This window comes from Vreelandella venusta (assembly GCF_044809155.1).
Classification (GTDB): domain Bacteria; phylum Pseudomonadota; class Gammaproteobacteria; order Pseudomonadales; family Halomonadaceae; genus Vreelandella; species Vreelandella venusta_B.
In genome coordinates, this window is sequence record NZ_CP085241.1 from 772,524 (window position 1) to 797,197 (window position 24,674).

The 24,674-nt window shown below is 55.8% G+C and carries 25 protein-coding genes; 20 read left to right on the top strand and 5 right to left on the bottom strand.

What is annotated here, in order from left to right:
* Positions 1-45: 45 nt before the first annotated feature.
* Genes LG301_RS03695 through LG301_RS03715 form a run of 5 tightly spaced genes read left to right on the top strand, consistent with a single transcriptional unit; the run spans position 46 to position 6,503 of the window.
* Entirely contained in the window at positions 46-744 is a 699-nt protein-coding gene (locus LG301_RS03695; RefSeq protein WP_404473544.1) for a hydrogenase subunit MbhD domain-containing protein, read from the top strand.
* A complete protein-coding gene (locus tag LG301_RS03700; RefSeq protein ID WP_404473546.1) occupies positions 741-2,231 on the top strand; it encodes a complex I subunit 5 family protein in 1,491 nt (496 codons plus the stop codon). Before LG301_RS03695 ends, LG301_RS03700 begins: the two co-directional genes overlap by 4 nt.
* The gene (locus LG301_RS03705; protein WP_404473547.1) at positions 2,228-3,733 is read left to right on the top strand and encodes a proton-conducting transporter membrane subunit; all 1,506 of its coding nucleotides are present in this window, start codon (positions 2,228-2,230) and stop codon (positions 3,731-3,733) included. The genes LG301_RS03700 and LG301_RS03705 overlap by 4 nt, the downstream gene beginning before the upstream one ends.
* Positions 3,730-5,502 (top strand): complex I subunit 5 family protein, encoded by a 1,773-nt coding sequence (locus LG301_RS03710; RefSeq protein WP_404473549.1) that lies wholly within the window; start codon positions 3,730-3,732, stop codon positions 5,500-5,502. Before LG301_RS03705 ends, LG301_RS03710 begins: the two co-directional genes overlap by 4 nt.
* Positions 5,499-6,503 carry a YihY/virulence factor BrkB family protein gene (locus LG301_RS03715; protein WP_404473550.1) on the top strand — a complete coding sequence of 335 codons (1,005 nt, stop codon included), beginning with the start codon at positions 5,499-5,501 and terminating at the stop codon, positions 6,501-6,503. The genes LG301_RS03710 and LG301_RS03715 overlap by 4 nt, the downstream gene beginning before the upstream one ends.
* Positions 6,504-6,609: 106 nt before the next feature.
* Here LG301_RS03715 and LG301_RS03720 read toward each other — a convergent pair whose 3' ends face one another.
* Positions 6,610-8,019 (bottom strand): PhoH family protein, encoded by a 1,410-nt coding sequence (locus LG301_RS03720; protein WP_404473552.1) that lies wholly within the window; start codon positions 8,017-8,019, stop codon positions 6,610-6,612.
* A 198-nt stretch (positions 8,020-8,217) separates the two neighbouring features.
* A complete protein-coding gene (locus LG301_RS03725; protein ID WP_404473553.1) occupies positions 8,218-9,087 on the bottom strand; it encodes a LysR family transcriptional regulator in 870 nt (289 codons plus the stop codon).
* Between the two features lie 109 nt (positions 9,088-9,196).
* On the opposite strand from LG301_RS03725, the gene LG301_RS03730 reads away from it, so the two are divergent.
* The 8 genes from LG301_RS03730 to LG301_RS03765 all read left to right on the top strand — a co-directional run bounded on the left by LG301_RS03730 (position 9,197) and on the right by LG301_RS03765 (position 17,193).
* Complete coding sequence (locus LG301_RS03730) at positions 9,197-10,060, top strand: cation diffusion facilitator family transporter (protein WP_404473556.1); 864 nt, start codon at positions 9,197-9,199, stop codon at positions 10,058-10,060.
* Positions 10,061-10,164: 104 nt separating this feature from the next.
* Positions 10,165-10,434 (top strand): hypothetical protein, encoded by a 270-nt coding sequence (locus tag LG301_RS03735; protein WP_058576862.1) that lies wholly within the window; start codon positions 10,165-10,167, stop codon positions 10,432-10,434.
* A gap of 161 nt (positions 10,435-10,595) precedes the next feature.
* Entirely contained in the window at positions 10,596-11,063 is a 468-nt protein-coding gene (ybaK, locus tag LG301_RS03740) for a Cys-tRNA(Pro) deacylase (protein ID WP_404473557.1), read from the top strand.
* Positions 11,064-11,185: 122 nt separating this feature from the next.
* On the top strand, positions 11,186-12,583 hold the full coding sequence (dbpA, locus tag LG301_RS03745) for an ATP-dependent RNA helicase DbpA (protein WP_404473558.1): 1,398 nt from the start codon (positions 11,186-11,188) through the stop codon (positions 12,581-12,583).
* 33 nt (positions 12,584-12,616) lie between these two features.
* Positions 12,617-13,492: a PA4780 family RIO1-like protein kinase gene (locus LG301_RS03750; RefSeq protein WP_404473560.1), complete on the top strand. Its 876-nt coding sequence runs from the start codon at positions 12,617-12,619 to the stop codon at positions 13,490-13,492.
* A gap of 90 nt (positions 13,493-13,582) precedes the next feature.
* Positions 13,583-15,454 carry an ABC transporter ATP-binding protein gene (locus tag LG301_RS03755; RefSeq protein WP_404473562.1) on the top strand — a complete coding sequence of 624 codons (1,872 nt, stop codon included), beginning with the start codon at positions 13,583-13,585 and terminating at the stop codon, positions 15,452-15,454.
* Between the two features lie 104 nt (positions 15,455-15,558).
* A complete protein-coding gene (locus LG301_RS03760; protein ID WP_404473563.1) occupies positions 15,559-16,566 on the top strand; it encodes an NAD(P)-dependent alcohol dehydrogenase in 1,008 nt (335 codons plus the stop codon).
* A 93-nt stretch (positions 16,567-16,659) separates the two neighbouring features.
* Positions 16,660-17,193, top strand: a complete 534-nt coding sequence (locus tag LG301_RS03765; protein WP_404473565.1) for an NUDIX domain-containing protein — start codon at positions 16,660-16,662, stop codon at positions 17,191-17,193.
* 79 nt (positions 17,194-17,272) lie between these two features.
* On the opposite strand, the gene LG301_RS03770 is transcribed toward LG301_RS03765, so the two are convergent.
* Complete coding sequence (locus LG301_RS03770; RefSeq protein ID WP_404473567.1) at positions 17,273-17,545, bottom strand: hypothetical protein; 273 nt, start codon at positions 17,543-17,545, stop codon at positions 17,273-17,275.
* Between the two features lie 152 nt (positions 17,546-17,697).
* Here LG301_RS03770 and LG301_RS03775 point away from each other — a divergent pair, with 152 nt between their 5' ends.
* The 3 genes from LG301_RS03775 to LG301_RS03785 are packed head-to-tail and all read left to right on the top strand — an operon-like array spanning position 17,698 to position 20,497.
* Entirely contained in the window at positions 17,698-18,903 is a 1,206-nt protein-coding gene (locus LG301_RS03775; RefSeq protein ID WP_404473569.1) for a hypothetical protein, read from the top strand.
* An 8-nt stretch (positions 18,904-18,911) separates the two neighbouring features.
* Entirely contained in the window at positions 18,912-19,742 is an 831-nt protein-coding gene (locus LG301_RS03780) for a mechanosensitive ion channel family protein (RefSeq protein ID WP_404473571.1), read from the top strand.
* Complete coding sequence (locus LG301_RS03785; RefSeq protein WP_404473573.1) at positions 19,739-20,497, top strand: DUF429 domain-containing protein; 759 nt, start codon at positions 19,739-19,741, stop codon at positions 20,495-20,497. The genes LG301_RS03780 and LG301_RS03785 overlap by 4 nt, the downstream gene beginning before the upstream one ends.
* A 4-nt stretch (positions 20,498-20,501) precedes the next feature.
* Here the strand turns inward: LG301_RS03785 and LG301_RS03790 are convergent, their stop codons facing one another.
* Complete coding sequence (locus LG301_RS03790; protein ID WP_404473575.1) at positions 20,502-21,233, bottom strand: YebC/PmpR family DNA-binding transcriptional regulator; 732 nt, start codon at positions 21,231-21,233, stop codon at positions 20,502-20,504.
* 188 nt (positions 21,234-21,421) lie between these two features.
* On the opposite strand from LG301_RS03790, the gene LG301_RS03795 reads away from it, so the two are divergent.
* Positions 21,422-22,039, top strand: coding sequence for a LysE family translocator (locus LG301_RS03795; protein WP_404473577.1), 618 nt, complete (start codon positions 21,422-21,424; stop codon positions 22,037-22,039).
* Between the two features lie 72 nt (positions 22,040-22,111).
* Positions 22,112-22,597 carry a glutathione peroxidase gene (locus LG301_RS03800; protein ID WP_404473579.1) on the top strand — a complete coding sequence of 162 codons (486 nt, stop codon included), beginning with the start codon at positions 22,112-22,114 and terminating at the stop codon, positions 22,595-22,597.
* A gap of 12 nt (positions 22,598-22,609) precedes the next feature.
* Here LG301_RS03800 and LG301_RS03805 read toward each other — a convergent pair whose 3' ends face one another.
* Complete coding sequence (locus tag LG301_RS03805; protein ID WP_404473582.1) at positions 22,610-22,993, bottom strand: hypothetical protein; 384 nt, start codon at positions 22,991-22,993, stop codon at positions 22,610-22,612.
* Positions 22,994-23,152: 159 nt separating this feature from the next.
* On the opposite strand from LG301_RS03805, the gene fabV reads away from it, so the two are divergent.
* Positions 23,153-24,358, top strand: a complete 1,206-nt coding sequence (gene fabV / locus LG301_RS03810; protein WP_404473584.1) for an enoyl-ACP reductase FabV — start codon at positions 23,153-23,155, stop codon at positions 24,356-24,358.
* 70 nt (positions 24,359-24,428) lie between these two features.
* The gene (locus LG301_RS03815; RefSeq protein WP_404473586.1) at positions 24,429-24,644 is read left to right on the top strand and encodes a hypothetical protein; all 216 of its coding nucleotides are present in this window, start codon (positions 24,429-24,431) and stop codon (positions 24,642-24,644) included.
* Positions 24,645-24,674: the final 30 nt, after the last annotated feature.

Consider the following 24,674-nt stretch of genomic DNA (forward strand, 5'->3'; position numbering starts at 1 on the left):
AAAGTAATTATCTCAAAAGCCGAAGCAAGGGATTAGCGAAGGCGCATGATAGCTTCCTCTACGTTATTAGAAGGAGGGTTAGCGCTCTGCTTATGTGTAGTCGCACTGGCCTGCCTGTTTGATCGCCATCTGTTACGGGCTAGCAGCCTGTTTGTTCTCTTTGCGCTGCTCATGACCTTGGCGTGGTGGTGGTTGGGCGCCCCTTGGCTGGCGTTAGCTGAGCTGCTATTGGGGGCGCTGCTAACAGGCGCCAGCTTTTTTTATGCGTTAAGGGTATTCCCTTCTGATGGCGACCCTTCCGCCCACGGTAGGCGTGTCTCCTATTACGACAACTTACAGGGCATTTGGCAGCATGGCGCAGCGCGGGCGCTGTTAGCGCTGGCATGGTGCTTAATGATGGGCGGCGCAATCCGCTATGTAATGCCGGTAATGGCCTACTCCCCAACCGAACATCCCCTTGTGCTAGCCGCGATATTTATCGCGGCAACGGCGATGGGTGCGTTTGCTCTGCATCGCCATCTGCTGCGCCGCTTGCTCGCCTTTAATATTCTTGGCTCCGGAGTGTTTCTTCTGCTCGCCGGTATGGCTGGCACTGTGGAAGGTGCGCAGGCATTAGTGAGCGTTGGCTTGATGATTGCTTGGCTAGGCTCATTGCTGGGGGCGCTGTTGATTCGTCATCTCTTTCTGCTTGGAGGCGAGAGTGCTTTGGGTCACGACAGTAAGGCCAAGGAGAAAGCCCAATGAAGTGGCGATTTGGCCTGACAGAAGCGACGTTCGAACCCCTTCTACTGACGCACTGGGCGCTGGCCGCCGCGCTGGCGCTGCCCATTCTTTTTGGCCTGCTGGGCGCACTGGTCTCCCCCCGTCGAGCGTTACCTATTGGCCTTGCCTGCGTGCCAATACTCTTGGCGGGCGCCCTGTTAACGGTGGATTACCAGCAGTCAGGGCTGTTGCGTTGGCAGTGGCAGGTGGCGGGCGTCACAGTGTCTCTCCGCCTGGGCGGTGTCAGCGTTTTAATGCTGTTGGTGACCCAGTGGGTGGGAGCGGCGGCAGCGCTATATACCCCGGGGCACGTGCGTTTAACCAATCCCGGCACGCAGGTGCGTTGGCTGTGGCCGTTGATGGGCGTTTTAATCAGTGCGCTTTCACTCATATGGCTGGCGGCGGATCTCCTAACGCTTTACGCCGCTCTCGAACTAATGGGATTAGCTGCGGTAGGCATGCTGCTTTTATCGGGTAAACCTGCAGCGCTACTGGCGGGCATGCGCTATCTGTTGCTGGCACTGGTTGGGTCATTGGCGTATCTGCTGGGCGTTGCCCTGGTGCTGGGGTATTGGGGAGAGCTTGATCTACGGGTACTAGCAGACGTGGTAGAGCCAGGCCCGGTTGCTTGGATAGCCGCTGCGCTTATAGGCGCGGGCCTTGCGCTAAAGGCAGCGCTGTTTCCCCTGCATGGTTGGTTAACGCCGGTGCATGAAAACGCGTGGACGCCGGTCAGCGCAGTGCATGCGGCATTGGTGGTAAAAGCCTCGCTATTTATCTTAATTATGCTGTGGAGTATTCTGCTTCCCGATGCGGTATTTGCCCCGCGCTTTATCGCTTGGTTAGGCATGCTGGCCATTGTGTGGGGTGGCCTTGTGGCATGGCGGGCGGCGTCGCTTAAAACCCTGGTAGCCTCTTCAACGGTGGCACAGCTGGGTTATTTAATGGTGGCTTTTCCTCTGCTGATCGGACCCGATATTTCACCGTTGCCCAAGTCGTTGGCCTGGGATGGATTTTGGTTACAGCTGATGGGCCACGCGCTGGCGAAAGCCGCAATGTTTATGGCCGCAGGTAATTTAGTTCTCGCCACGGGTGAAAGCTCGCTGAAGGGGCTGGCGGGTACTAGCCGCCGTTTACCGCTGTCGTTATTGGTATTCGGCATTGCGTCAGTGACGCTGATGGGCTTGCCGCCCAGTGCAGGCTTTACGGCTAAGTGGCTGCTACTACAGGCGATGGTAATCACCCAGCAGTGGGTTGCTGTTGCCGCGCTCTTGGTCGGTACACTGTTATCAGCGGCCTACATCTTTCGTGTTTTCCGCTACTCTTTTGATGAAACGGCCCCAAGGCACCGTTACCATCCGTTGGCGCCGAGTATGGAGATCGTAGCGCTGGCGCTAGCGTTGGCAGCCTTTGCGTTGGGGTTGCTGGCCCATCTACCGCTGTCGCTGTTACATGAAGGTGGCCTATGAACGCGGCATGGCTTCCTCTGACGACGTTGGCGACCTCCATTATTGCAGCGGTGGTGATCTTTCTTTTGCCCGAGGAAGCGCGGCGGCTGCGCATCAGCCTCAATCTAGTGGCTGCCGTTAGTAAACTTGTCCTTGTGGCGTTAATGGTTGGACGCGTTTCCCAGGGCTACCAGGACACCTTTAGTTTTCAGATTATCGGCGGTATTGATTTTGTGCTTCGCGCCGATGCCTTGGGCGTTATGTTTGCTGGCCTGTCGTCGCTTTTGTGGTTATGTACCACCATTTACGCCATTGGCTACTTGGAAGGTGGGGCGAATCTCAAGCGTTTTTTTGGTTTCTTCAGCCTGTGTGTGGCCAGTACGTTGGGGATCGCCCTAGCGGGCAACCTGTTCACCTTTTTAATTTTCTACGAAACGCTGACGCTGTCTACGTATCCGCTGGTGGTTCATGCGGGCACTGCTAAAGCGTTAGCGGCGGGGCGGGTTTATTTGCGCTACACGCTAACCGGCGGGGTAGTGCTGCTGTTGGGCGTCGTAATACTTTACAGCTTAACAGGCGACCACTCGTTTGCCTCAGAGCGCGGCCTATCACCCTATCTTAACGATCACCGTGGGCAGCTAACGCTGATATTTGCGCTGCTGGTGGGCGGGCTAGCTGTAAAGGCAGCGATGGTGCCACTCCATGGTTGGCTGCCCAGGGCAATGGTAGCGCCTGCGCCAGTCAGTGCCTTGTTGCACGCGGTGGCGGTCGTGAAAGCCGGTGCTTTTGGCATCATGCGGATTATCTACGACCTTTACGGAATCGAGCTGAGCGTCGAGCTAGGCGTGACCACGGTGCTGGCAGTAGCTGCGTCGATCACCATTATTTATGGCTCGCTACTGGCGATTGCGCAGCAAGAGCTTAAACCCCGTTTGGCGTTTTCAACTATTAGCCAAGTCTCCTATGTCGTGCTGGGGGTTAGCCTATTCGGCCCGTTTGGCACCATTGGTGCGCTTGCCCACCTCCTTCATCAGGGGCTGATGAAAGTAACGCTGTTCTTCTGTGCAGGGATTTACGCCGAGGAGCTAGGTATTCACCGCATAGATGAAATGGACGGCGCTGGCAAACGTATGCCGCTTACCAGCCTCGCGTTTTCTGTGGGGGCGCTGGGGATGATCGGGCTGCCTCCGGTGGCCGGGTTTATCACCAAGTGGTACCTGGGGGTAGGTGCGATACAAGCGCAGATGAACTGGGTGGTGGCAGTGCTAGTAGTGAGCAGTACCTTGAATGCGATTTATTTCCTGCCGATTTTGCACCGTTTGTGGTTCCGCGAGGGACCTGCCCATGGTTGCGGGGAGTGGCCAAAGGAGCAGCGCCTTGGTCGCCTGGAAACCCATGGCTGGTTGCTATGGCCTGCGGTGTTTACCGCCGTGGTAAGCATGGGGGCAGGGCTGCTGGCAGGATTGCCGTTTAGCCCGCTGGACTGGGCAACGCGGGTTGCGGTCGGGGAGTATCTGCCATGATGACACTGCTCTTACTGGCGGCACTGCTGTGGCCGCTTTGTGTTGCAGGTAATGTGGTGTGGCAGGGCTATCGCACCCCAGTGGCCGCGCGGCGCTATTTCACATGGGTGTGGATTACGGCTTCCTGGCCTGCGTTCCTGCTGGCCTATGCGGGTGAGGTGCAATGGATAGTTGAGGCCTGGATGCTGGGTGGTGATTGGGAATTGAATGCGCTCAGTCGTCCGTGGCTTGCGTTTACGACGCTACTTTGGAGCTTGGCCGCGGTGCATGGGCGAGGGTATTTCGCCGCCGAACAGGCGAAGGCTCATGCGGGAGACCATGCTGCCGAGCGCCGTTTGATGCGCCTGGCGCTGCTTTGGCCGCTGACGTTTTTGGGCAACGTTCTTCTGATTATTGCCCAGGACATTGCCAGCTTTTACCTTGGCTTCGCGTTAATGACATTTGCCGCTTACGCTCTTGTGGTGCACAGCGGCAGCCAGGAAGCGCGGTTGGGGGCCAAGGCGTATTTAATCTTGGCCGTGGTTGGCGAAGGGTTAATCCTTGGCGGTTTTCTGTGGGCGGCAGGCACTGCGGAAACCCTGTCACTTCAAGGGGTTCGGGAAGGTATTGCCGAAGCCGACCAGGGCGCCCTTATGGCGCTGCTGCTATGGCTTGGGTTTGGCGTAAAGGCGGGGGTTATTGGCCTGCATGTGTGGCTGCCGTTAGCCCACCCGGTTGCTCCAGCCCCAGCAAGTGCGGTGCTGAGCGGCGCCATGATAAAAGCGGGCCTATTAGGCTGGTTAAACGTACTGCCGTTAGGTTTTGATGGACTTTCCCCTGAGTTGATTCAACTGGGTCGCTGGATACTGGTAGCAGGCTTGGCCGCGGCGTTTGGTGCGGCGTTTTATGGCGTGTGGCAGCACCATCCTAAGGCCGTGTTAGCCTACTCCAGTATTAGCCAGATGGGCATGTTAACCGCCATGGTAGCGATGGGGCTTGTTGCGCCCGGGGTGTGGCCGCTGTTGCTTCCTGGCTTGGTGCTGTTCGCGGCTCATCATGCGCTGGTAAAGGGGGCGCTATTTATGGGAACCAGTATTAGCGAGCACATGCCCCGTTGGCCGCTGCCTCTGCTGTTTGCGCTCATCGCGCTGCCTGGGGTGTCGTTAACCGGTGCGCTAGCAGCGGGGATGATCAGCAAGTGGGGGGTTAAACACGCCCTTTACGAGATGGAGCATACGCTCTTAATTATGCTGCTAACCTGGGCGGCGATAGGCACAGCCGCGCTAGTGAGTGTCTGTGTATGGCGCCAATGGCAGCAGCGCCACTTGGGGGGCAGCGATGCCTTCCAGCCGGGAGCATGGCTTGTCGCGGTCATTGCCGGGCTTACGACCCCGCTATGGCTTCCGCTGCCTGAGGGCAGTGTTGTGCTGCCGCCGGTAGGTGAGTGGTTGGGAATTGTATGGCCATTTCCAGTGGGTGTGCTGCTGGTGGTAATCAGCATGTATTGGCTGCGGCACCTGAGTGCCAAGAGACCGCCTGCAGGCGATTTATGGTGGCTTTATAGCGTAGTGGCCATAAACGCTGTGGAGGTGGCAAGCGCCGTGGCACACAAATGCCAAAAGATAAAAGGAGCAAGCGTTAATGCGGCGTTGGCCTTCGAGCAGTTCGCTATGGGGCGGCTAACACGGCTTTTATCTAGCGAGGCGTGGATGCGGCACCATGGCAGCGGTTTGATGATGGCGTTCGCTGTGGTGCTGGCACTTCTGCTACTGTGGGAGGGGCTGCGATGAGCGATAAAGAGAGAGTGAACACTCACTGGCGTGGCCGAAAAGCGACAGTGCCTGACGATATTCCGCGTATGGGTTGGTACGATATTGTTTGGCGCGTTCTACGGGCAGCGCGGCGCGATCGCATTACGATGTACGCGGCTGGTATCGCCTTTTATGCGCTGTTGGCGCTTTTTCCTACGATTGCAGCGATTATTTCCCTAGGGGGGCTGCTGTTTGATCCTGCTGAGGCAGGACGGCAGCTTTACGAAATTAGCCGCTTTATGCCCCCAGATGCGGCGAACTTGATTGATCAGCAGGCTCAAGACGTCGTGGAAAGCACGGAAGCTGGCAATCTGATGACAGCGCTAGTCGTGCTTTTAATAGCACTGTTTATTGCTTCTAAAAGTGTTTCCGTGCTGGTGGTTGGCTTAAACGTCGTGTATGGGGAAAACGAAAAGCGTCCGCTGCTGTTGCGCGGTGTGGTGCTGCTGTCACTGACGTTGGGTTTGCTCACCATGACGCTAGTGTCATTGGGCTTTATTGCTATTGTGCCGATTGTCGTCGATACGCTGATGATTGAACCACCGGTAGACAGTGTTTTGAAGTGGTTGCGTTGGCCTGCGCTTCTGTTGCTGATGAGCGTGCTTATTGCCTTACTTTATCGTTACGCGCCTTACCGACGCGCTGCGCAGTGGCGCTGGTTAAGCTACGGTACGCTGTTTGCCACTGTCATGTGGTTATTAGGCTCTGGTGGGTTATCTCTTTACGTGCGCTACTTTTCTACCTTTAGCGAGTTGTACGGCTCTATCGGGGCCGTTGTGGCGTTAATGCTCTGGTTTTGGCTATCGGCATTTATAGTGCTATTTGGTGCGGAGCTAAATTGTGAGATGGAGCGCCAAACCTACAACGACACCACGGTAGGAAAGCCGAGGCCGTTAGGTGAGCGTAATGCCTTTGCCGCTGATACCGTAGGCGTTGAAAACCCTTGGAAAGGCGACCCATCGGATACCGTTGATCGCTAAATATGCAGCCAAGAAACAGCCCACTGTGCTGAAGCACATTGCACAGTGGGCCGATCTGAAACTGTAGTTAACCAGTTAGGTTAGTGAAGGCTCTTGGGGGTTGGCGCTATAACAGCTCTTCCGCTGCGAGTGCCAGCCGTGAGCGCTCAACGCTTTTCAAGGTGATATGCCCTGCATGGGGCCAATCCCTAAAACGCTCGACCACGGCAGCCATGCCGCAGGTATTGGCGGTTAGGTAAGGGGTGTCGATTTGGCCAACGTTACCCAGGCAAACAATTTTCGTATTGCGGCCCGCCCGTGTGACCAGCGATTTTAGCTGTTTAGGAGTGAAGTTCTGTGCTTCGTCGATAATCAAAAAGGTGTCGTTGAGAGTGCGTCCACGCATAAAGCTGGGCGAGCGGATTTGCACCCGTGAGCCGATCAACTGCCGTGTGGCGCCATTATCCCAACTGGATTCGCCCTCTTCATTGCGCAGTAAGTTATCCATGTTGTCGTGGAAAGCCCCCATCCACGGTGACATTTTCTCCTCTTCAGTGCCCGGTAAAAAGCCGATGTCTTCGCCCATGGGGATAGGCGCACGGGTAAACACGATGCGCTCAAACTGCTTGGCGTCTAGGGTTTGCTGGAAAGCCGCAGCCAGTGTCATGAAGGTTTTACCGGTACCTGCATTACCGGCAATGGTAACAAGGTCGATGTCTGGGTCCATCAATAGGTTAAGTGTGAAATTTTGGCGGCTATCATGGGCGTGAACGCCCCAAACTCCAGCATGGTGGCGGTAGTTAGTCAGCAGCTGCAAGCGTGCCGATACGGGGGAGAGTTCGCGCACAATGGCTTCGAACTCAGCGCCGTTTTCACTATCTGATACCAGCATTCCCACATGCCAGTGGCGGGGCATATTGCCATTAAGTAGGTAGAACGTGTGGTGGTCGACCCGCTCGACGGTCACATCCACATTTAGCGCTTCCCACAGCGTCGCACCATCCTGGCCTGCCGATGCGTATACCTGGGCGCCTTCAATCATGGCATCGCTATCGGAAAAAGCGCGGTCGTTTAGATAGTCTTCCACCGGCACTTTAAGCGCGGCGGCTTTAACGCGTAGATTAATATCTTTGGTGATTAGTATGACGGAGGCATCGGGGCGCTCATCCCGCAGCCGGCAAGTTTCCGCCAAAATTCGGTTATCTGGACTGTCGTCTAACGCATCAAAAGGCTTTAAGTCGTTGTAACACAAAAAGCGCAGGCGGCCAGATTCACCGCTGATACGCGGGATGGGTATGCCTTTTTGTATCTCATCAAAGGTGACTTGGCTGGTAAGGTCAGAAAGCGTGCGACTGATTTGCCGCGCCGTGCGGGCGATCTCACGCGCCCCGTTTTTGTGCTTGTCTAGCTCCTCAAGCACCGTCATGGGAATCACCACGTCGTGCTCATCAAAATGATAAAGCGCTGCGGGGTCGTGGATAAGGACGTTCGTGTCTAGGACATAGAGCCTAGTGGCTTTTTTATCGAGTCTTACCATCGTGGAAACTACTCCTTAGTTGACGGCAACATCGACACTGGCAGAGCTACTTTACGCTTAGATGACACTGCCCAAGTGTTAGTTCTCTAGCGTGTCCTGATACTCCTTATTTAGCGCTTTTTCACAGAGTGGAAGGCATTGGTGATTTTCGCCACTGGTAAATTTCAACGCTTCAGCGTGGCAGTTGTGAAACCTCTATCATCGGGTAGTACCTAAAAAGCGCGTCACGCTATTGAGGAGCGCTGTGGCCACCACGCCCAGGTTTTCACCCTCCACGTAGCGGTAGTAATGGCTCTCCAGGGCGAGGTCGTGGTTTAGCGCGCAAAGCCGCTGCTCTTCGAGCGCTTCTTTCACCAGGGGGTAGGGCAGTAGCGCCCAGCCCGTACCGTTAATGGCTGCATCGCGTATTACCTCAAACATGGTGAGCCCCAGGTAGTTGGTGGAAAACAAGGCTTCGCTGACCAGCTTATCCCCCTGGTCGTAAGTTAGGCATACCTGGGTATATTGGGCGAGGTCATCGCGGTTAACGCTTAATAGACGGCTTAACGGGTGAGTGGGTGCGGCCACTAAACACATACTCACCGGCGCCAGATTGGCGGCATTAATGGCGGCGCCTTCAGCGGTATACAGGCCAAAAGCAATATCCACCGTTTGCCGCAGCACAAACTGTGGGTGCTCCTGGGGGGGTAATAGATAGACCGAGATAGCCGTAAGCGGATAGCGCTGCTTTAGTTCATGCATTACCTGGCGCCAAAACGCTTCCGGCAAGGCGTCATCCCTGGCGATACACAGCTGGCTTTCCACCCCCTGCATGTGCTGCTGGCAGTGCTTTTTGATCCGGCTGGCGCTGGTTAGCAGTCGGTAACAGTCGGGCAGTACGCTTTCGCCCACCGCCGAGAGCTGTAGGCTGTTGCCCGTGCGCTCAAACAGCACGACCCCCAGGCTATCTTCCAGCGCATTTACGGCGGCGCTGAGCGTGCTGCGCTTTATGCCCGTGTGCCTTGCTGCCGCTGCAAAAGAGCCGTGCTCCGTCACTTCTATAAAGGCTTCGACCTGTTCTGCACGCATTACGAAAGCTCCCGTTGAGCGCCAGTATTTTTAGCACTGAGCGATTAGATAGCGAGTAGTGTAATGATTATGATGGCGCAAGTTTACCTTAACCATCAGGAGTAAAAGCGTGTCCCCCTTTGTCGCCGAGCGCCGTGCGCTCAGATTTTCCGCCATATCGGCCAGTCTGTTTGCTTTTACAGGGCTGGCACTTGGCCTTGCTAGCGGATCGATCACAATTTTATTTGATAGCGGCTATTCGCTATTAAGTTTAGTGCTGGCGTCGCTTTCGCTGTTTGCGCTACAGCAGGCACGTAAACCCGCGGATGATCACTACCCCTTTGGGCGGCTAACAGTAGAGCCATTAGCCGTGCTGCTCAAAGGCGTGGTGATTGCGCTGGTGTGCGTGTTTTCGCTGGTGTCGGCCCTATGGAGCCTTGCCCAAGGTGGGCGATTGGTTACCCTGGATTTGGCGCTGATGTTTGGAGTGGTGAACGTGACCGGCTGTTTGCTTACGTGGTGGTGGTTAAACCGCTACGCGCGCATTGCCCGTTCGTCGTTATTAGCCGCTGAGCTGCGTCAGTGGCAAATGGACACCTGGCTAAGTGCTGCAGTGATGCTTGGGTTTGCGCTTACCTGGGGGCTAACATTAACCCCGTGGGCAGGCTATGCGCGCTTTGCCGACCCCGTCATGGTGTTGATCATTGCAGGCTACTTTTTACCGATGCCTATCCGCATGGTGCGCGGTGCGCTGCGCGAGCTAATGTTTGGTGAGCCGGTGGGCAGCGTACGCCAAGAGATGGTGCAACAAGTAGCCGACTTCGATATCGCCGATGATGATGTGCGTTTAGCCCAGGTAGGCAGTTTCTTAATGGTCGATATTCAGCTGGATAAGCAGCAAATCGACGATGCCGAAGAGATTGTTGAAAGCGTTGAGCAGCACTGCAGGCTGCGCAATTTACGCCCGGTGACCAGTATTACGCTAGTGACATAATGTGCTTGTTCGAATAAATATTGACGTAGGCTCAGAGGCAGTGATATTCAGCGCTACCGACAAATTGTGTCGGCCCACTATCGCTATGTTGAGGGTTTCAAAACATGCCTCTGCGCCGCTGTTTGCCCGTGCTGCTGGTAACCGCTTTGGTTGCTGGCTGCGCAAGTTCTACCGTTGCCCCGCGCTACACCACTGAAAATCCGGATGTGATGCGTATTGGTGGCGAACGCCCTATCAGTGCTAATCCGCGTACCGATGATGCCGGCTCTTTCTGCCTCGAAACCACCGAGCGTTGGAACGAGCATGGCCGCACGCCGGATGGCCAAACGCTATGGGCCAAAGACACGCTACGCCGCGTAGTACCCTGTCCTTAAGAACCGTGCCCTTAAGAACGTTGTCCGTAATGATCTAGCTGCTACGTACGCAACGACCGCGCCCGCTTAACATGCGGGCGCGGTCGTTTATGTTTTATCATATCTTTTTTCGCAGGCGGGCCTTTCCACCATAGCCAGTAACGTTAACTGACGAGAACTTCATGACTCCGGCGATTAATAGCGCAAAGCACGCAGGTATTGTGTTCCACCTTCATGAGTACCCGCACGACGCCGCTGCCGCGTCGTATGGGCTAGAAGCGGCTGAAAAGCTGGGTGTCGCAGTTGAGCAGGTCTTTAAAACGCTTGTGGTGAAGTTGGATGGTAAACAGCTGGCGGTAGGCATTGTGCCGGTGAAGGGTCAGCTAGGGCTTAAGCAGATTGCGAAAGCCGCCGGGGCGAAGAAGGCAGCCATGGCTGATCCCGCAGAGGTTGAACGCACCACTGGCTATGTGCTGGGCGGTGTTAGCCCCTTGGGGCAGAAAAAGCGCCTGCCGACCTATATTGACGCTTCAGCGCAACAGTTTTCCACGCTCTACGTTAGCGCTGGACGGCGGGGGCTAGAGATTGAGCTTTCTCCCAGCGACTTGGCGTCACTGAGCCATGGGCGTTTTGCGGTGCTGGCGATCTGAGCGTTGGCGGTAGCGATTGCTCTTACCCTCACCCCATACAGCAAGGCAGTGGAAAGCGCTTTCTGGTATGGTGCTTTACATTATCGGTTTGCTGGGCTGAATAGCCCCTTCAGGAATTTTTTGTGTCCGACACCTCTTTTGCATCGCTTGCGCTCTCATCTGCGCTGTTATCGAATCTAGACTCCCTTGGCTACCATGAAATGACGCCGGTTCAGGCCCAAAGCCTGCCGCCGATGCTGGCAGGGCGCGACGTACTGGCCCAAGCCAAAACCGGCTCTGGGAAGACTGCCGCGTTTGGCCTGGCGCTGCTGGCCACGCTTCGTGTAGAAGCATTTGCCGTTCAAGGCTTGGTGCTGTGCCCCACCCGGGAGCTAGCCGACCAAGTGGCTGAAGAACTGCGCCGATTGGCGAGAGGGTTGCCCAACGTTAAGGTGCTTACCCTTTGCGGGGGGGCGCCATTTGGGCCGCAGCTGGCTTCGCTTGAGCACGGCGCGCATATCGTGGTGGGCACCCCCGGGCGCATCGACGAGCATCTACGCAAAGGCTCGCTAACGCTTGGCTCTCTAACCACTTTGGTGCTGGATGAAGCTGACCGTATGCTGGATATGGGCTTCCAGGCGACCATAGACGATATCATTGCCGACACGCCCGCAGACCGCCAAACGCTGCTGTTTAGCGCGACCTTCCCAGATGAGCAGTCATCGGGCGGCCTTGCCACCATGACCCGCGGCGTAATGCGCGATCCGGTCACTGTCAAAGTGGCCGAGCTTCACGATGCCACTACCATTGATCAGCACTTTTACGACGTCGCTAACGAAGAGGCGCGTTTTGCCGCGCTTCAGCAGCTGCTGCTGGTCTATCGGCCGGCGACCAGCGTGGTGTTTTGCAACACCAAGCGGGAAACCCAGGCGGTGGCAGAGCAGCTCACCGATGCGGGATTTAGCGCCGTGGCGCTTAACGGCGATCTAGAGCAAAAAGATCGTGACCGCCGTTTGATTCTGTTTGCCAACCAGAGCGCATCGATTCTGGTGGCCACCGATGTTGCTGCTCGCGGTTTGGACATTGCCCAGCTAGACGCTGTGTTCAACTATCAAATTGCCCGTGAGCTGGATGTTCACGTGCACCGGGTAGGGCGCACCGGGCGCGCGGGCGCTAGCGGCGTTGCCTGTACCTTGGTAACCCCTAAAGAGCATTATCGGCTAGAGCGGCTGGAAGGCTTGCTAGAGCAGCCGATTGCCACAGAACCACTGCCTAAACCGTCGAATGCTGTGCCGTTTGAGCCACCCATGGCCACGCTGCAACTTGCAGGCGGTAAAAAAGACAAGCTGCGCCCGGGGGATATCCTGGGAGCGCTGACCAGTGAAGGCGGGCTGCGTGGTGATCAGGTCGGTAAAATTAAAGTGCTGGCTCGCAGCGCCTATGTTGCGGTAGAGCATAGCGTTGTTCAAAAAGCCCAAGCGAAGCTTGAACGTGACAAATTAAAAGGGCGTGCTTTCCGTGTTCGCCGTATCCGTTATTGAACGCGTACCAAAGAGGAGCCGACGCAGCTAACCATGAAAATCCCTAAGCGATTACAACCCTTGGTCGATGATGGCATGATCGATGAGGTGTTGGTTCAGTTAATGAGTGGTAAAGAAGCACAGGTTTACGTGGTGCGCTGTGGCGAGGATATCCGCTGTGCCAAAGTGTTCAAAGAGGCCAAACAGCGCAGCTTTAAACAAGCGGTGCAGTATCAAGAGGGGCGTAAAGAGCGTAACAGCCGCCGTGCCCGGGCCATGGCTAAAAAAACCCGCTATGGCCAAAAAGAGCAGGAGCAGGCGTGGCTAAATGCCGAAGTGGACGCGCTCTATCGGCTTGCCTCCGCAGGCGTTCGCGTCCCCGAGCCTCATGGCTTTGTGGACGGCGTACTGCTGATGGAGATGATCAGCGACGCCGAAGGTAACGTCGCGCCGCGCTTAGATGAAGTGACACTTACACCTGAGCAGGCCGAAACTTACTACGCCAAAGTGATTCAAGACGTGGTTAAGATGCTGTGCGCGGGTTTGATCCACGGCGACTTGTCAGAATTCAACGTGCTGGTCGATGCCTCTGGCCCGGTGATTATTGATCTGCCCCAGGCCGTCGACGCCGCAGGCAACAACAGCGCCGCCGCTATGCTGTATCGCGATGTGGATAACATGCGCAATTACTTCGGCCAGTATGCACCCGAGCTGCTCACGACCGAATATGGCCGAGAGATGTGGGCGCTATATGAAACCGGTGAGCTGCACCCGGATAGTAAGCTCACCGGCCACTTCGATGCTGATACTCACATTGCCAACGTCGATGAGCTGATGGAAGTGATCGACGACGCTAAAGAGGAAGAGGCTGAACGCCAGGCGCGCATGCGTGACGATGGCGATGATGACGAACCGCCCCAGCCTTATTAAGCCTCCCCATCAATACCGCGCATAGGCGAATTACGCGTGCTGCCACCGGTGGCAGCATGCGAGTCATCGCACCTCACGCAAGGACCTCTCATGCTGTCTCGTATGCTTACGCCATTGTTCCGTTACTTTGAGGGGCGAGTAAACCCCTACCCGGAAGATGAGGTCACCACACCGCCGAAAGGGTTATTGCCGTTTATTTGGCACTTCTCACGCCCGGTATGGCCTTGGCTGCTGGCGGTATCGTTGTTGACGGCGCTGGTTTCTGCTGCAGAGGTGGTTTTCTTCAGCTATATGGGGGAGTTGGTCGACTGGTTGGGCAACGTGGAGCGGGAAAGCTTTTGGCAAAGCCACGGCCTTTGGCTGTCGGGAGTCGGCTTATTGGTGATAGTGGGCTTGCCGCTGCTGGTGTTAATGCAGTCGCTGGTCACCCACCAGACGATTTTTGGCAACTACCCCATGATTGGTCGCTGGCTTTCCCACCGTCACATGCTCAGCCAAAGCCTTGCGTTTTATCAGGATGAGTTTGCCGGGCGGGTGTCGCAAAAAGTCATGCAAACGGCGCTGGCGATCCGGGAAACCGTCACCAAAGTAATGGACCTGATGGTCTATGCCGTTGTCTATTTTACCGGCGCAGCGATTTTATTGGGCCGTGCCGACCCGTGGCTGCTGCTGCCCCTTGGCCTATGGCTTATGGGCTATTTAGGCATTATGCGTTTTTTCGTCCCGCGCCTGCGGGATGTTTCCATGGCCCAAGCCGATGCCCGTGCCCAGATGACAGGTCGCGTAGTGGATAGCTATAGCAATATCCAAACCATCAAACTCTTTGCCGATACCGAGCGCGAACAACGCTACGCGAAAGACGCCATGGAGGGCTTTATGGTCACCGTGCACCGTCAGATGCGTTTGGTGACGGTGATGAGCGTCTGTTTAACGCTGCTGAATACGCTGCTGCTAGTGGGCACCGCTGGCATGGCAATCAGCGCCTGGTACCTGGACGCCATTTCGCTAGGTGTGCTGGCCATCGCCATTGCGCTGGTAATGCGCATTCGCTTTATGTCCGACTGGATTTTATGGGAAGTCGCCGGGCTGTTTGAAAATATTGGCACGGTGCAGGATGGCATGAACACCATCGCCCAAGAGCCAACTATCAAAGATGCCCATGGTGCCAAAGCGCTTGCCGTGCCCAGCGGCGAGATTGTGTTTGATGCGCTGCGCTTTCAGTATGCCCAGGCGAAAGGGGAGAGCAAAAACGTCTTTGACGGGCTGAGCTTAACCATCAAGCCCGGCGAGAAAATCGGCCTGATTGGCCGTTCAGGGGCAGGCAAGTCCACTCTGGCAAATCTGCTGCTGCGCTTTTACGACCTGCAGGGCGGGCGAATTTTAATCGACGGGCAGAATATTGCCGATGTCACCCAAACCTCGCTACGCCACCAAATTGGCATGGTCACTCAAGATACCTCGCTACTGCACCGCTCGCTGCGGGATAACATCCGCTACGGCAGCCCCCATGCCAGCGATGATGACGTATGGCAGGCGGTACGCCGTGCCCACGCGGATACGTTCATCAATGATTTAGTCGACCCCAAAGGCCGTCGCGGACTGGATGCCCATGTGGGTGAGCGCGGCGTCAAGCTCTCCGGTGGGCAACGTCAACGCATTGCAATTGCCCGGGTGCTGCTTAAAAACGCGCCCATTTTGGTGCTGGATGAAGCCACGTCCGCGCTGGATTCCGAAGTGGAAGCCGCCATTCAAGAGCAGCTGGATGCGTTGATGGAAGGCAAAACGGTGATTGCGATTGCCCACCGGCTTTCGACGATTGCCATGCTGGACCGTTTGATTGTGGTGGATGAAGGGCGCATGGTGGAGAGCGGCACCCACCAGGAGCTACTCGCGCAAAATGGCATTTATGCGAGCCTCTGGCAGCGCCAGTCCGGTGGTTTTTTAGGGCACGACCTAGACTAGTCTGTTTTAAAGGGGCTTGAACGTGATTGCACTACCCTCACTTAATAGTAGACTGGTCGTTTACAGCTCGACGTAACCGAGCGCGTTTTACAGGAGGCAAAGCAATGCAAGCCATTCAGCTTCAACACCCCGGCGGTTTAGATAAATTAAACGTGGTTGATCTCGCCGCACCAGGCGAACCTGGCCCCGGCGAAATTAAAGTACGCCTGCATGCGAGTTCGCTGAACTTCCACGATTACGCGGTGGTCGCGGGCATGATTCCCACCGACGATGGCCGCATCCCTATGTCGGATGGGGCAGGCATCGTGGAAGCTATCGGTGCAGGTGTGAGCGAGTTCGCCGTTGGCGATGCGGTGGTGTCTACTTTCTTTCCCGACTGGCTGGAAGGCCCTGCGCGAGTCGGCGATTTCACGACCACACCAGGGGATGGCGTTGACGGCTACGCCCGTGAGCAGGTAGTGGCGCCCGCGACGTCCTTTACCCATCAACCAGAAGGCTACAGCCATGCGGAGTCTGCAACGCTCACCACCGCAGGGCTAACCGCATGGCGTGCGCTGGTCGTAGATGGCGGTATAAAAGCAGGTGATACGGTGTTGGTATTAGGCACTGGCGGTGTCTCCATCTTTGCGCTGCAGTTTGCCAAGATGATGGGGGCTCGGGTGATTGCAACGTCCTCGTCTAATGAAAAGCTTGAGCGGCTGCGTGAGTTGGGTGCCGAGCACACGATCAACTATAAAGAGACGCCGGACTGGGGTAAGGCGGTGAAAGCGCTCACCAACGGTGAAGGCGTGGATCATGTGGTTGAAGTAGGCGGCCCTGGCACGCTGCCGCAGTCCATTGATGCGATAAAAATTGGTGGGCATATTTCGCTGATTGGTGTGCTCACCGGTCGTGAAGGCGAGATTCCTACTGCCAAGCTGATGGCTAAACAAGCTAAGCTGCAGGGGCTAATCGTGGGCAGTCGCCGTCATCAAGTCGAGATGATTCGCGCCATCGAAGCATCCAACCTGCGGCCGATTATTGACCGTGAGTTTGCGCTCCATGACATTGCTGACGCTTTCCGCCACCAAGAATCTGGCAAGCACTTTGGCAAAATCTGCCTCACGTTTTAGGCACTTGAATTAGCGCTTAACGCCAGTAATCGAGCGCGTGAACTAAAGCGGCCATTTGCGTAGAATGGCCGCTTTTATTTGCCAGGAAAGTTCATGCAGCACATTGCCCATCTTGTTCATGAGGCACTGCCCGCGCCGCTTGTGTTAGAGCAAATGCGCGTATTAACACGCGAAGCCGCCCGCGCGATCGTCATGCGTGATGGTCAGATTTTGCTGCTTTATACCGAACGCTACGACGACTTTAGCTTTCCAGGCGGCGGTATTGACGCAGGCGAAAGCCCTGAAGTGGGCCTGCGCCGTGAGCTGTCTGAAGAGACCGGCGCCAAGGAGATTAACGTCACCTCACATTTTGGCTACGTAACGGAATACACCCCTACTTGGAAAAAGCAGTGGGACGTGATGTTTCAAACGTCCCACTGGTTTACCTGCCAAATTGGCACTGCGCTGGGGGAAGCGAAAATGGAAGATTACGAAACGGCCAATGGCATGGCGGCGAAGTGGGTATCCGTTGAAGAAGCGCTACGTCACAATCGCAGCGTTATTGCACGCCGACCATCCTCCATGGGCCTCTCCATTCACCGCGAAACCCTGGTCCTTGAGCGTGTGGCGATGGCGCAGAGCCGCTAGCCCGGTATTCTCTATGGTCTATACGCACTCTGTCCTTTGTTGGTTATCTGCAGTTACTGTTAAGAAGCGTTTAAGCCCACTAGGCCTGTTCGTGTAGCCGGCTGTATACCACTCCTTTTACCTCCAACTCCCAGATGTCTTCATAAGGAACCGTGGTACCCTCGACATCGCCGGGTTCGCGAGTGCTATTTTTGATATCCGTTTCAGGGATGACTTTGACGCCGGTGAACCCCACATGCTGAATGCGCGCGCTTAGCCGGTTACCGTCGTGGTCGATTAATACCCGCTCGCCAGCAATGCACTTTGAAAGCTTCTCGTGTAACTCTTCCGTGGTCACGTTTACTACGCTCATCTATGTCTCCTGCGCATCATATTCACATTAAGTAGTTACCAGCTTAGTAGATATTTCTAGCCACTTCATTTTAGGCATCACGTTCTTATTACGCGGCCGTACACCGGTTGGCGTGCTAATCTTTATTTTCTTATTTAGCCGAAGGTAGCCTTATGGTGCAGCGCTCCAGCAAAGAGGCTCCCGTATTATGGGAGGTGGTTGAGCTAACGGGGTTTGTGACGCCCGAGCACACCCAGGCTAGCCAGTGGCGGCGCAGCTGGCTAGCGGCAACCCGTTGGCTAGTGGGCCGAGAGGCCGCCGAGCATAAAGCGAAACAAGAGAGCGAACTGCGCGCCCTGCCAGAAGTAAGGCTGGCTCATCTCGTGCCCGACGTAGACTGGACGCCTGGGGCGAGGGCATTGGCGCAGGTGCTTCTCCAGCAGGGCCTTAACGAAGAGCCGGTGGTGTTTTTTATTACTCCACCGTATGGCGGGCATAGCGCCGTTGTGAAGGATTGGGCTGAGCAGCAGGGGGTGAGCTGCTTGGCGTCCCCTACCTACCAGGAGCTTTCAGAAGGCACCCTTGAATGGTTAGCGCGTTGTGAAAACCAGCACCGCTGGGCGCTGCCGGCCTTGGAGCGCTGTTTTTTGCGCCATACCCAAGGCTTGCAAGGGGTGCGTGCGCTACTGGAGCGTGCGTTAAGCGGGCGCATGGGACGTGGGGTCATTGGCTGTGACAGTTGGACATACGCCTATTTGCAGCAGGCGATAGGCCTGGATGGCGCGCCTGCTTTAACGCTTCAGGCAGTAGAGGGCCAACAGCTCGCTTATTACTTTGCGCACTTGGCGGATGGCGGTGGCTACCCCACGGTGTACAGCACGCGTACCGGTAACCCTATTCTTGAAAATGACGCTGACGATAACGCCGAAAACGGGCGTAAAACGGTGCATAAAGAGCTGCAGCGCCTAGCGGCCCACTGCCGTGGTCATTTAGGCATCGCGTGGCACTACTGGCGGGAGCGGCTGCGTGAGCCTGCTGAAAGCAGCGATTCAATGCAGTCTCAAAACCAGTCGCCAAATGTTGCGCCGTCTGAAGAGCTGTGGCTAATGGACGCCTTGGCGGAAGCGGAGCTGCCGGCGGAGACTGGAGATCTAGCGACGCTGCTGCTGCACGCGCTCTTGATTCATGGCGGGCTGGAAGATCAGGCGCTGGGGGATGTACTCCCTTTTTCCCATCATGAAGTGTTGAATGCGCGGCTATCGCTGGCGCGTAAGGGGCTGCTCGTGTGTCATCAAGGGCGCTGGCAAGTGGCGCCATTAAGCTACGCCAGCGTGCGACAGCTGTTGGAATCCCGCAACTACCTAGTGGATGCGCTTTAGGAGGGCAAATGGACGATAACGAGCAGTACACCAGACTGTTTAACGATATCGATAGCCAAGCGCTCATCATTCTCGGCGTCACGCTGGCCAGTATGGTGCTGTTGATTATTGCGAGCCAGCATGGCCTGAACTGGCTAGCTAATCGGCTGCATGGTCAGCTGCGGTTTCGCGTGTTTGCGCTTGTGCCGCTCACACGGCTGCTTATTTTAATTACCGCACTCGTCATTGCCGTGCCTGTTGTTATCGAGCCATCAATGCGCAATATGGTGACGCTGTTGGGGGCGCTTGGTTTGGCGATCGGTTTTGCCCTAAAAGACTACGTGAGTAGCCTGATCGCTGGGGTGGTCTCAGCAGTGGAACTGCCTTATCGGCCGGGGGACTGGGTAAGTATTGAGGGGACGTATGGCGAGGTAAAGCACGTTGGAATGCGCACCGTGGATATCCAAACGCCTGATGATGATATGGTCGCGGTGCCCCACCTCAAGCTGTGGGACTCAGCGATTCACAATGCGAATAACGGCGGCACCAGCTTGCAGTGCGTTACGCACTTTTACTTACATCCAGAGCATGAGGCGGAGCGCGTACGCAAAACGCTACGTGATGTGGCACTTACCAGCGCCTATCTCAAGTTTGACCGACCCATTATTGTCGTAGCAGAAGAGAAACCGTGGGGCACTCACTATCGCATTCGCGCCTACCCGGTAGACCCACGGCAACAGTTTTTATTCATTACCGACCTTACCGTGCGAGGTAAACAGGTACTGAGCGATATGGGCATTAAGCCAGCGCTACTGCCCCCTGATGCGGTATTAGATTCACAGAGCGAAGCCAACCGATGACGTTAGGACCAACGCTTTATGTCGGCTGGGATGTAGGCGGCTGGAATTGTGATAGCAACCCTACCAGCCGCGATGCGCTGGTGGTGTTGGATGAATCGCTGACTATGGTGGGCGCGCCGTGGCGCGGCAACCTGCGCCTGACGCTGAATGAGGCAAGCTCCAGCCGCAATCTGTTGAATCGCCTGCTGGCGCTTTGCGACTACACGGCCAGTGGCTACGAACGGGTAGTGATGGCAATCGATACGCCGTTAGCGCTCCCCCAAGCGCTGTTGGCGCTTGCTCGTGGTGAACCCGTCGATGCCCTGGGTCGCTCGCAAGAGAACCCTTACCTCTATCGTCAAACGGAGCGCTGGCTATTTGCCCGAGGCGTCACGCCTCTCTCTCCGATCAAAGACATGATTGGCAGCCAAGCCACCAAAGGCATGCACCTTTTGGCGCGCTTTGCGCCTCATAGCGTACGCTGCGGCCAGTGGGCGAGTGCGCAGGGAGAACTGTTAGCCGTCGAGGGCTACCCGTCGCCCGCCAAACGCTCGGCGGCGATTGCTACGCTGCAAGGGAAAGTGCGCCTGCCTGAGGCGTACGTCTCCATGCTGCAACAGCCAACGTCGAAACAGCAGGATAGCCAGGACGCCTGCTTTTGTGCGCTGCTGGCCTGGAGCCTTGAGCATGCGCCTGAGCATATCGCCTGGCCGCCAGCAGAGATGCCAGCGGCGGAAGGGTGGATTTTTGTGCCGAAGGATGCGCTAAGCGACTAGCCGTTTAGGCGCTCTCTTCGGGGAACTCCGCGCTGTGGAAGACGTTCTGCACATCGTCGAGCTCTTCCAGCATGCCCAGAAACTTTTCAAACATCGCCACATCATCGCCTTCAATCGGCGTGGTGGTTTGCGGCAGGAACTGAATTTCGTCGACCTCAAAGTCGATCTCACCAAAGGCATCTAACAACGCTTGCTTCGCTTTGGCGTAATCAGTGTGCGGCGCAAACACCGTGATGCGGCCTTCTTCCTGCTCAATGTCGGTGACATCCACATCAGCTTCCATCAGCGCTTCTAAAACGGCTTCTTCATCGCTGCCGCTAAAGGAGAAAATTGCGCAGTGGTCGAACATGTGGCTCACGCTGCCCGGCGTACCAATTTTGCTTTTCGTTTTGGTAAAGCAGCCGCGCACATCGCCAAAGGTGCGGTTAGGGTTGTCGGTTAAGCAGTCAACAATCACCATGGCGTTGCCGGGGCCAAACCCCTCATAACGCGCCGGAGAGAAGTCTTCGCCGCCTGCGCCGCTGGCTTTATCCAGCGCTTTATCAATCACGTGAGACGGCACTTGGTCTTTCTTGGCGCGCTCCATCAAACCGCGTAGTGCGAGGTTGCCGTTAGGGTCGGTACCGCCCGCTTTGGCACAAACGTAAATCTCACGTCCGTACTTGCTGTAAACCTTGGTTTTCGCAGCGGCCGTTTTGGCCATGGATTCCTTACGGTTTTGAAACGCCCTACCCATGTTGAAGTCCTTTATTAGCCATGAATCGCCTGTGTGCAGGCGTCACCTTGATTCAAAAAAGGAGAAATTTTACCCAACAGCGTACCATGCTAACAGCGTTATTTAAGTGTCTGCATTTATTCACTAGCGGCTGATTGGGCTAGCGTATACTAACGTTTTCTTAATGACTGATTGTACGGAGAGATAACATGCCACTGTCACTCTGGCTATCGCTGGCTGCGATTTGCGCTATGGGGGCTATGTCGCCGGGGCCGAGCCTGGCGTTGGTATTGCGCCACACCCTAGGGGGCGGGCGTTTGCCTGGGATGACCGCGGGTATCTTTCATGCGTTAGGGGTCGGTTTTTATGCGCTGCTTACGGTGTGGGGGCTAGGTGCGCTGATTGTTCGCCATCCGCAGCTATTTCAGGTGGTTACTTGGCTTGGCGCAGCGTATTTGGCTTGGCTGGGGGTTAAAGCACTAAGAGCAGGCAGGGCGGGTGCGTTATCACCAAGCGCTGTTAAAACCACAACGCGTCAGGCAGCCAAAGAGGCAGTGTTGGTAGCGCTCGGTAATCCTAAACTGATTATTTTCTTTGTGGCGCTGTTGAGCCAATTTGTGACGCCCGAGATGAGCATCCTGGCAAAAACGATTATTGTCGTTACCGCTATGGTCATTGATGGCGGCTGGTACGTGCTGGTGGCGCTGGGTCTTTCCCATTCCAGCGTATTGCCGTGGCTGCAGCGTCATGCGCACTGGGTTAACCGAGCCACAGGGGTGCTGTTAATCGCGCTGGCGCTTCGCGTTGTTTTGGGGCCAATCAGTTAACCAGCGCTGGTGTAACCGCATCTGTCGTGGCATGGTGACACAATGCTAGCGAAGGCAAGTAGGGGCCTTGCGATGACGATTTATGATCAAGATTGCTATACCCACCAAGGCGAGCCGTTCAACTTGCGCGCCCTGCGTGGACAGGTATTGCTGGTGGTCAATGTTGCTAGCAAATGTGGCTTTACGCCGCAGTTAAAAGAGTTGGAGGGGCTTTATAGCCGGTATCGCGATCGTGGCTTTACGGTGCTGGGGTTTCCTTGTAACCAGTTTGGTAGGCAGGCCCCCGAAAGTGCTGAAGCATTTTGTGCCTTCGGCGAGCAAGAGTATGGCGTGAGTTTTCCATTAATGGAGAAAGTGGACGTTAATGGCCGCGATGCCCACCCGTTATTTGTGCTTTTGAAGCAGCAGGCGCCAGGCGTGATGGGCACTAAACTAGTCAAATGGAACTTCACAAAATTTTTAGTAGGGCGAGACGGCCAAGTGATAGCCCGATTTGGGCCTAAAGACCATGGCCTGCCGCTACGGTTAGCCTTGGAGGCTGCGCTAGATAAAGAGTAATGCCGTTATCGGCTATACGTTTCCGCGCGCGACCATAAGGCGCTGCATTAGCTCGGTCCAGCGATGTCGAACCATCATGGTCGTCAGGCCTGAAAAGAGTGCCCAGCTTTTGCGTCTCCACCCTTTCAACTTCATGTTGTGATTTACCAACTGCTTCATCAGCTTGTAGTCATCAAACTTACGCCACTCACTGGCAACCGATAGCTGATGCCGAGACATGACCGGGGCCATTTCTAAGCGGAACATCCACTCAAGCTCTTCCAGTGACATATCATGTTGCTGTATCACATCAATCATGTGGGCGTAATCGCGCTCGCTCGGCTCGCGGTCAAGCCAGAGGGGGGCGAGTGCAAGCCACAGATCGCCTCGCTCATCGACTAGCTGCTGTGCATTCATCAAAGGTCTCGTCGGCAAGTGGTAGGCAGGACGCTATCCTGCCGCGAATGGCGAAGAAGCTCAAGAGCGGACAGGGCGCGCCGAGACCGCTAGAATACCTCCATTGGTAACTCGGCACTGCCGTGCCGAATGCAATAATCATCTGAAAAGGGGTCCAATGTGATCATTAAACCGAAAGTGCGTGGCTTTATCTGCACCACCACCCACCCTGTAGGCTGCGAAAAAAACGTTCTTGAACAGATCGAAGCAACGCGTGCTCGCGGGCTGGACAAAAGCCAGGGCCCCAAGAAGGTCTTAGTGATTGGCGCATCTAGCGGCTACGGTTTAGCGGCCCGCATTACCGCTGCCTTTGGTTACGGTGCCGACACCTTGGGCGTCTTCTTTGAAAAGCCCAGCAGTGAGACAAAAACCGGCACGGCAGGTTGGTATAACAGCGCTGCCTTCGACAAATTTGCCAAGCAAGAAGGCCTGTACAGTAAGTCCATCAATGGCGATGCGTTCTCCCATGAAGCGCGGGAAAAAGCCATTGAGCTGATTAAGCAGGACATGGGTGAGATTGATCTCGTGGTTTACTCACTGGCATCCCCCGTGCGTAAGCTGCCCGATACCGGTGAAGTCAAACGCTCTAGCCTAAAGCCGATTGGTGAGACCTACCGCGCCACGGCCATTGATACCAACAAAGACGCCATCATCGAAGCCGAAGTGGAACCGGCGACTCAGCAAGAGATCGACGACACCATCACTGTGATGGGCGGCGAAGATTGGGAGCTTTGGATGAGTGCGCTGGCTGACGCGGGCGTGCTGGCGAAAGGCGCACGCAGCGTGGCGTTTAGCTACATCGGCACCGAGATTACCTGGCCGATTTACTGGCACGGCGCGCTGGGTAAAGCCAAAGAGGACTTGGATCGCGCGGCGGCAGCCATCGATGCCAAGCTGAAAGCGAGCGGTGGTGGTGCCAACGTAGCGGTGCTGAAATCCGTAGTGACCCAGGCCAGCGCGGCGATTCCGGTGATGCCGCTTTATATCGCCATGGTTTACCGCATCATGAAAGAGCAGGGCTTGCACGAAGGCACGATTGATCAGTTGAACCGCCTGTTCGGCGAGTGTCTCTACTCTGGCCAGCCCGGCGAGATGGCGACCGACGACCAAGGCCGCCTACGCCTGGACGATTGGGAGTTGCGTGACGATGTCCAGCAAGCCTGCCAAGACCTGTGGCCAACCGTCACAACAGAGAACCTGTTTGAAATTACCGACTATGCTGGTTACAAGCACGAGTTTTTAAAGCTATTTGGCTTTGAGCGTAATGACGTGGACTATGATGCGGATGTGAACCCAGACGTTGCGTTCGATGTCATTAGCTTATAAGTGGTGAGACAGTAGCGCTAGCAACAAGAACTCGTACTCACCTTTTCTGCCGCAGTAACAGGAGGCGTTTATGGATACTAGGGAAAGCAAGACCCAAGAAGAGGAGAAAGAGCACGTCATAAATCAGCGTATACCTGAAGACTTTGAGAGTGCCGAACCTCAGCGCCAGCCGGAGGCCAAGAAGCCGCCTAAAGGCCTTCATAAGCTCCTGCCCTTAATTATTATCGTGCTAGGGGTAGTGGTTGCCGGGTTTCTGATTCTTGGTGCAGGGAATAGCGGCGGCTAACGAACGATCTCTCTTTTGCTGTACAAAATC

What these genes read in the sequence shown, in the direction of transcription:
- ybaK (WP_404473557.1), top strand. Translation starts at nt 10,596, where the DNA reads ATGACTCCGGCGATTAATAGCGCAAAGCACGCAGGTATTGTGTTCCAC.
- LG301_RS03805 (WP_404473582.1), bottom strand. Translation starts at nt 22,993, where the DNA reads ATGAATGCACAGCAGCTAGTCGATGAGCGAGGCGATCTGTGGCTTGCA.
- LG301_RS03760 (WP_404473563.1), top strand. Translation starts at nt 15,559, where the DNA reads ATGCAAGCCATTCAGCTTCAACACCCCGGCGGTTTAGATAAATTAAAC.
- LG301_RS03775 (WP_404473569.1), top strand. Translation starts at nt 17,698, where the DNA reads ATGGTGCAGCGCTCCAGCAAAGAGGCTCCCGTATTATGGGAGGTGGTT.
- LG301_RS03710 (WP_404473549.1), top strand. Translation starts at nt 3,730, where the DNA reads ATGATGACACTGCTCTTACTGGCGGCACTGCTGTGGCCGCTTTGTGTT.
- LG301_RS03755 (WP_404473562.1), top strand. Translation starts at nt 13,583, where the DNA reads ATGCTGTCTCGTATGCTTACGCCATTGTTCCGTTACTTTGAGGGGCGA.
- LG301_RS03720 (WP_404473552.1), bottom strand. Translation starts at nt 8,019, where the DNA reads ATGGTAAGACTCGATAAAAAAGCCACTAGGCTCTATGTCCTAGACACG.
- LG301_RS03765 (WP_404473565.1), top strand. Translation starts at nt 16,660, where the DNA reads ATGCAGCACATTGCCCATCTTGTTCATGAGGCACTGCCCGCGCCGCTT.
- LG301_RS03705 (WP_404473547.1), top strand. Translation starts at nt 2,228, where the DNA reads ATGAACGCGGCATGGCTTCCTCTGACGACGTTGGCGACCTCCATTATT.
- LG301_RS03735 (WP_058576862.1), top strand. Translation starts at nt 10,165, where the DNA reads ATGCCTCTGCGCCGCTGTTTGCCCGTGCTGCTGGTAACCGCTTTGGTT.
- LG301_RS03790 (WP_404473575.1), bottom strand. Translation starts at nt 21,233, where the DNA reads ATGGGTAGGGCGTTTCAAAACCGTAAGGAATCCATGGCCAAAACGGCC.
- LG301_RS03750 (WP_404473560.1), top strand. Translation starts at nt 12,617, where the DNA reads ATGAAAATCCCTAAGCGATTACAACCCTTGGTCGATGATGGCATGATC.
- LG301_RS03800 (WP_404473579.1), top strand. Translation starts at nt 22,112, where the DNA reads ATGACGATTTATGATCAAGATTGCTATACCCACCAAGGCGAGCCGTTC.
- LG301_RS03770 (WP_404473567.1), bottom strand. Translation starts at nt 17,545, where the DNA reads ATGAGCGTAGTAAACGTGACCACGGAAGAGTTACACGAGAAGCTTTCA.
- LG301_RS03715 (WP_404473550.1), top strand. Translation starts at nt 5,499, where the DNA reads ATGAGCGATAAAGAGAGAGTGAACACTCACTGGCGTGGCCGAAAAGCG.
- LG301_RS03780 (WP_404473571.1), top strand. Translation starts at nt 18,912, where the DNA reads ATGGACGATAACGAGCAGTACACCAGACTGTTTAACGATATCGATAGC.
- LG301_RS03785 (WP_404473573.1), top strand. Translation starts at nt 19,739, where the DNA reads ATGACGTTAGGACCAACGCTTTATGTCGGCTGGGATGTAGGCGGCTGG.
- LG301_RS03815 (WP_404473586.1), top strand. Translation starts at nt 24,429, where the DNA reads ATGGATACTAGGGAAAGCAAGACCCAAGAAGAGGAGAAAGAGCACGTC.
- LG301_RS03795 (WP_404473577.1), top strand. Translation starts at nt 21,422, where the DNA reads ATGCCACTGTCACTCTGGCTATCGCTGGCTGCGATTTGCGCTATGGGG.
- LG301_RS03700 (WP_404473546.1), top strand. Translation starts at nt 741, where the DNA reads ATGAAGTGGCGATTTGGCCTGACAGAAGCGACGTTCGAACCCCTTCTA.
- LG301_RS03695 (WP_404473544.1), top strand. Translation starts at nt 46, where the DNA reads ATGATAGCTTCCTCTACGTTATTAGAAGGAGGGTTAGCGCTCTGCTTA.
- LG301_RS03725 (WP_404473553.1), bottom strand. Translation starts at nt 9,087, where the DNA reads ATGCGTGCAGAACAGGTCGAAGCCTTTATAGAAGTGACGGAGCACGGC.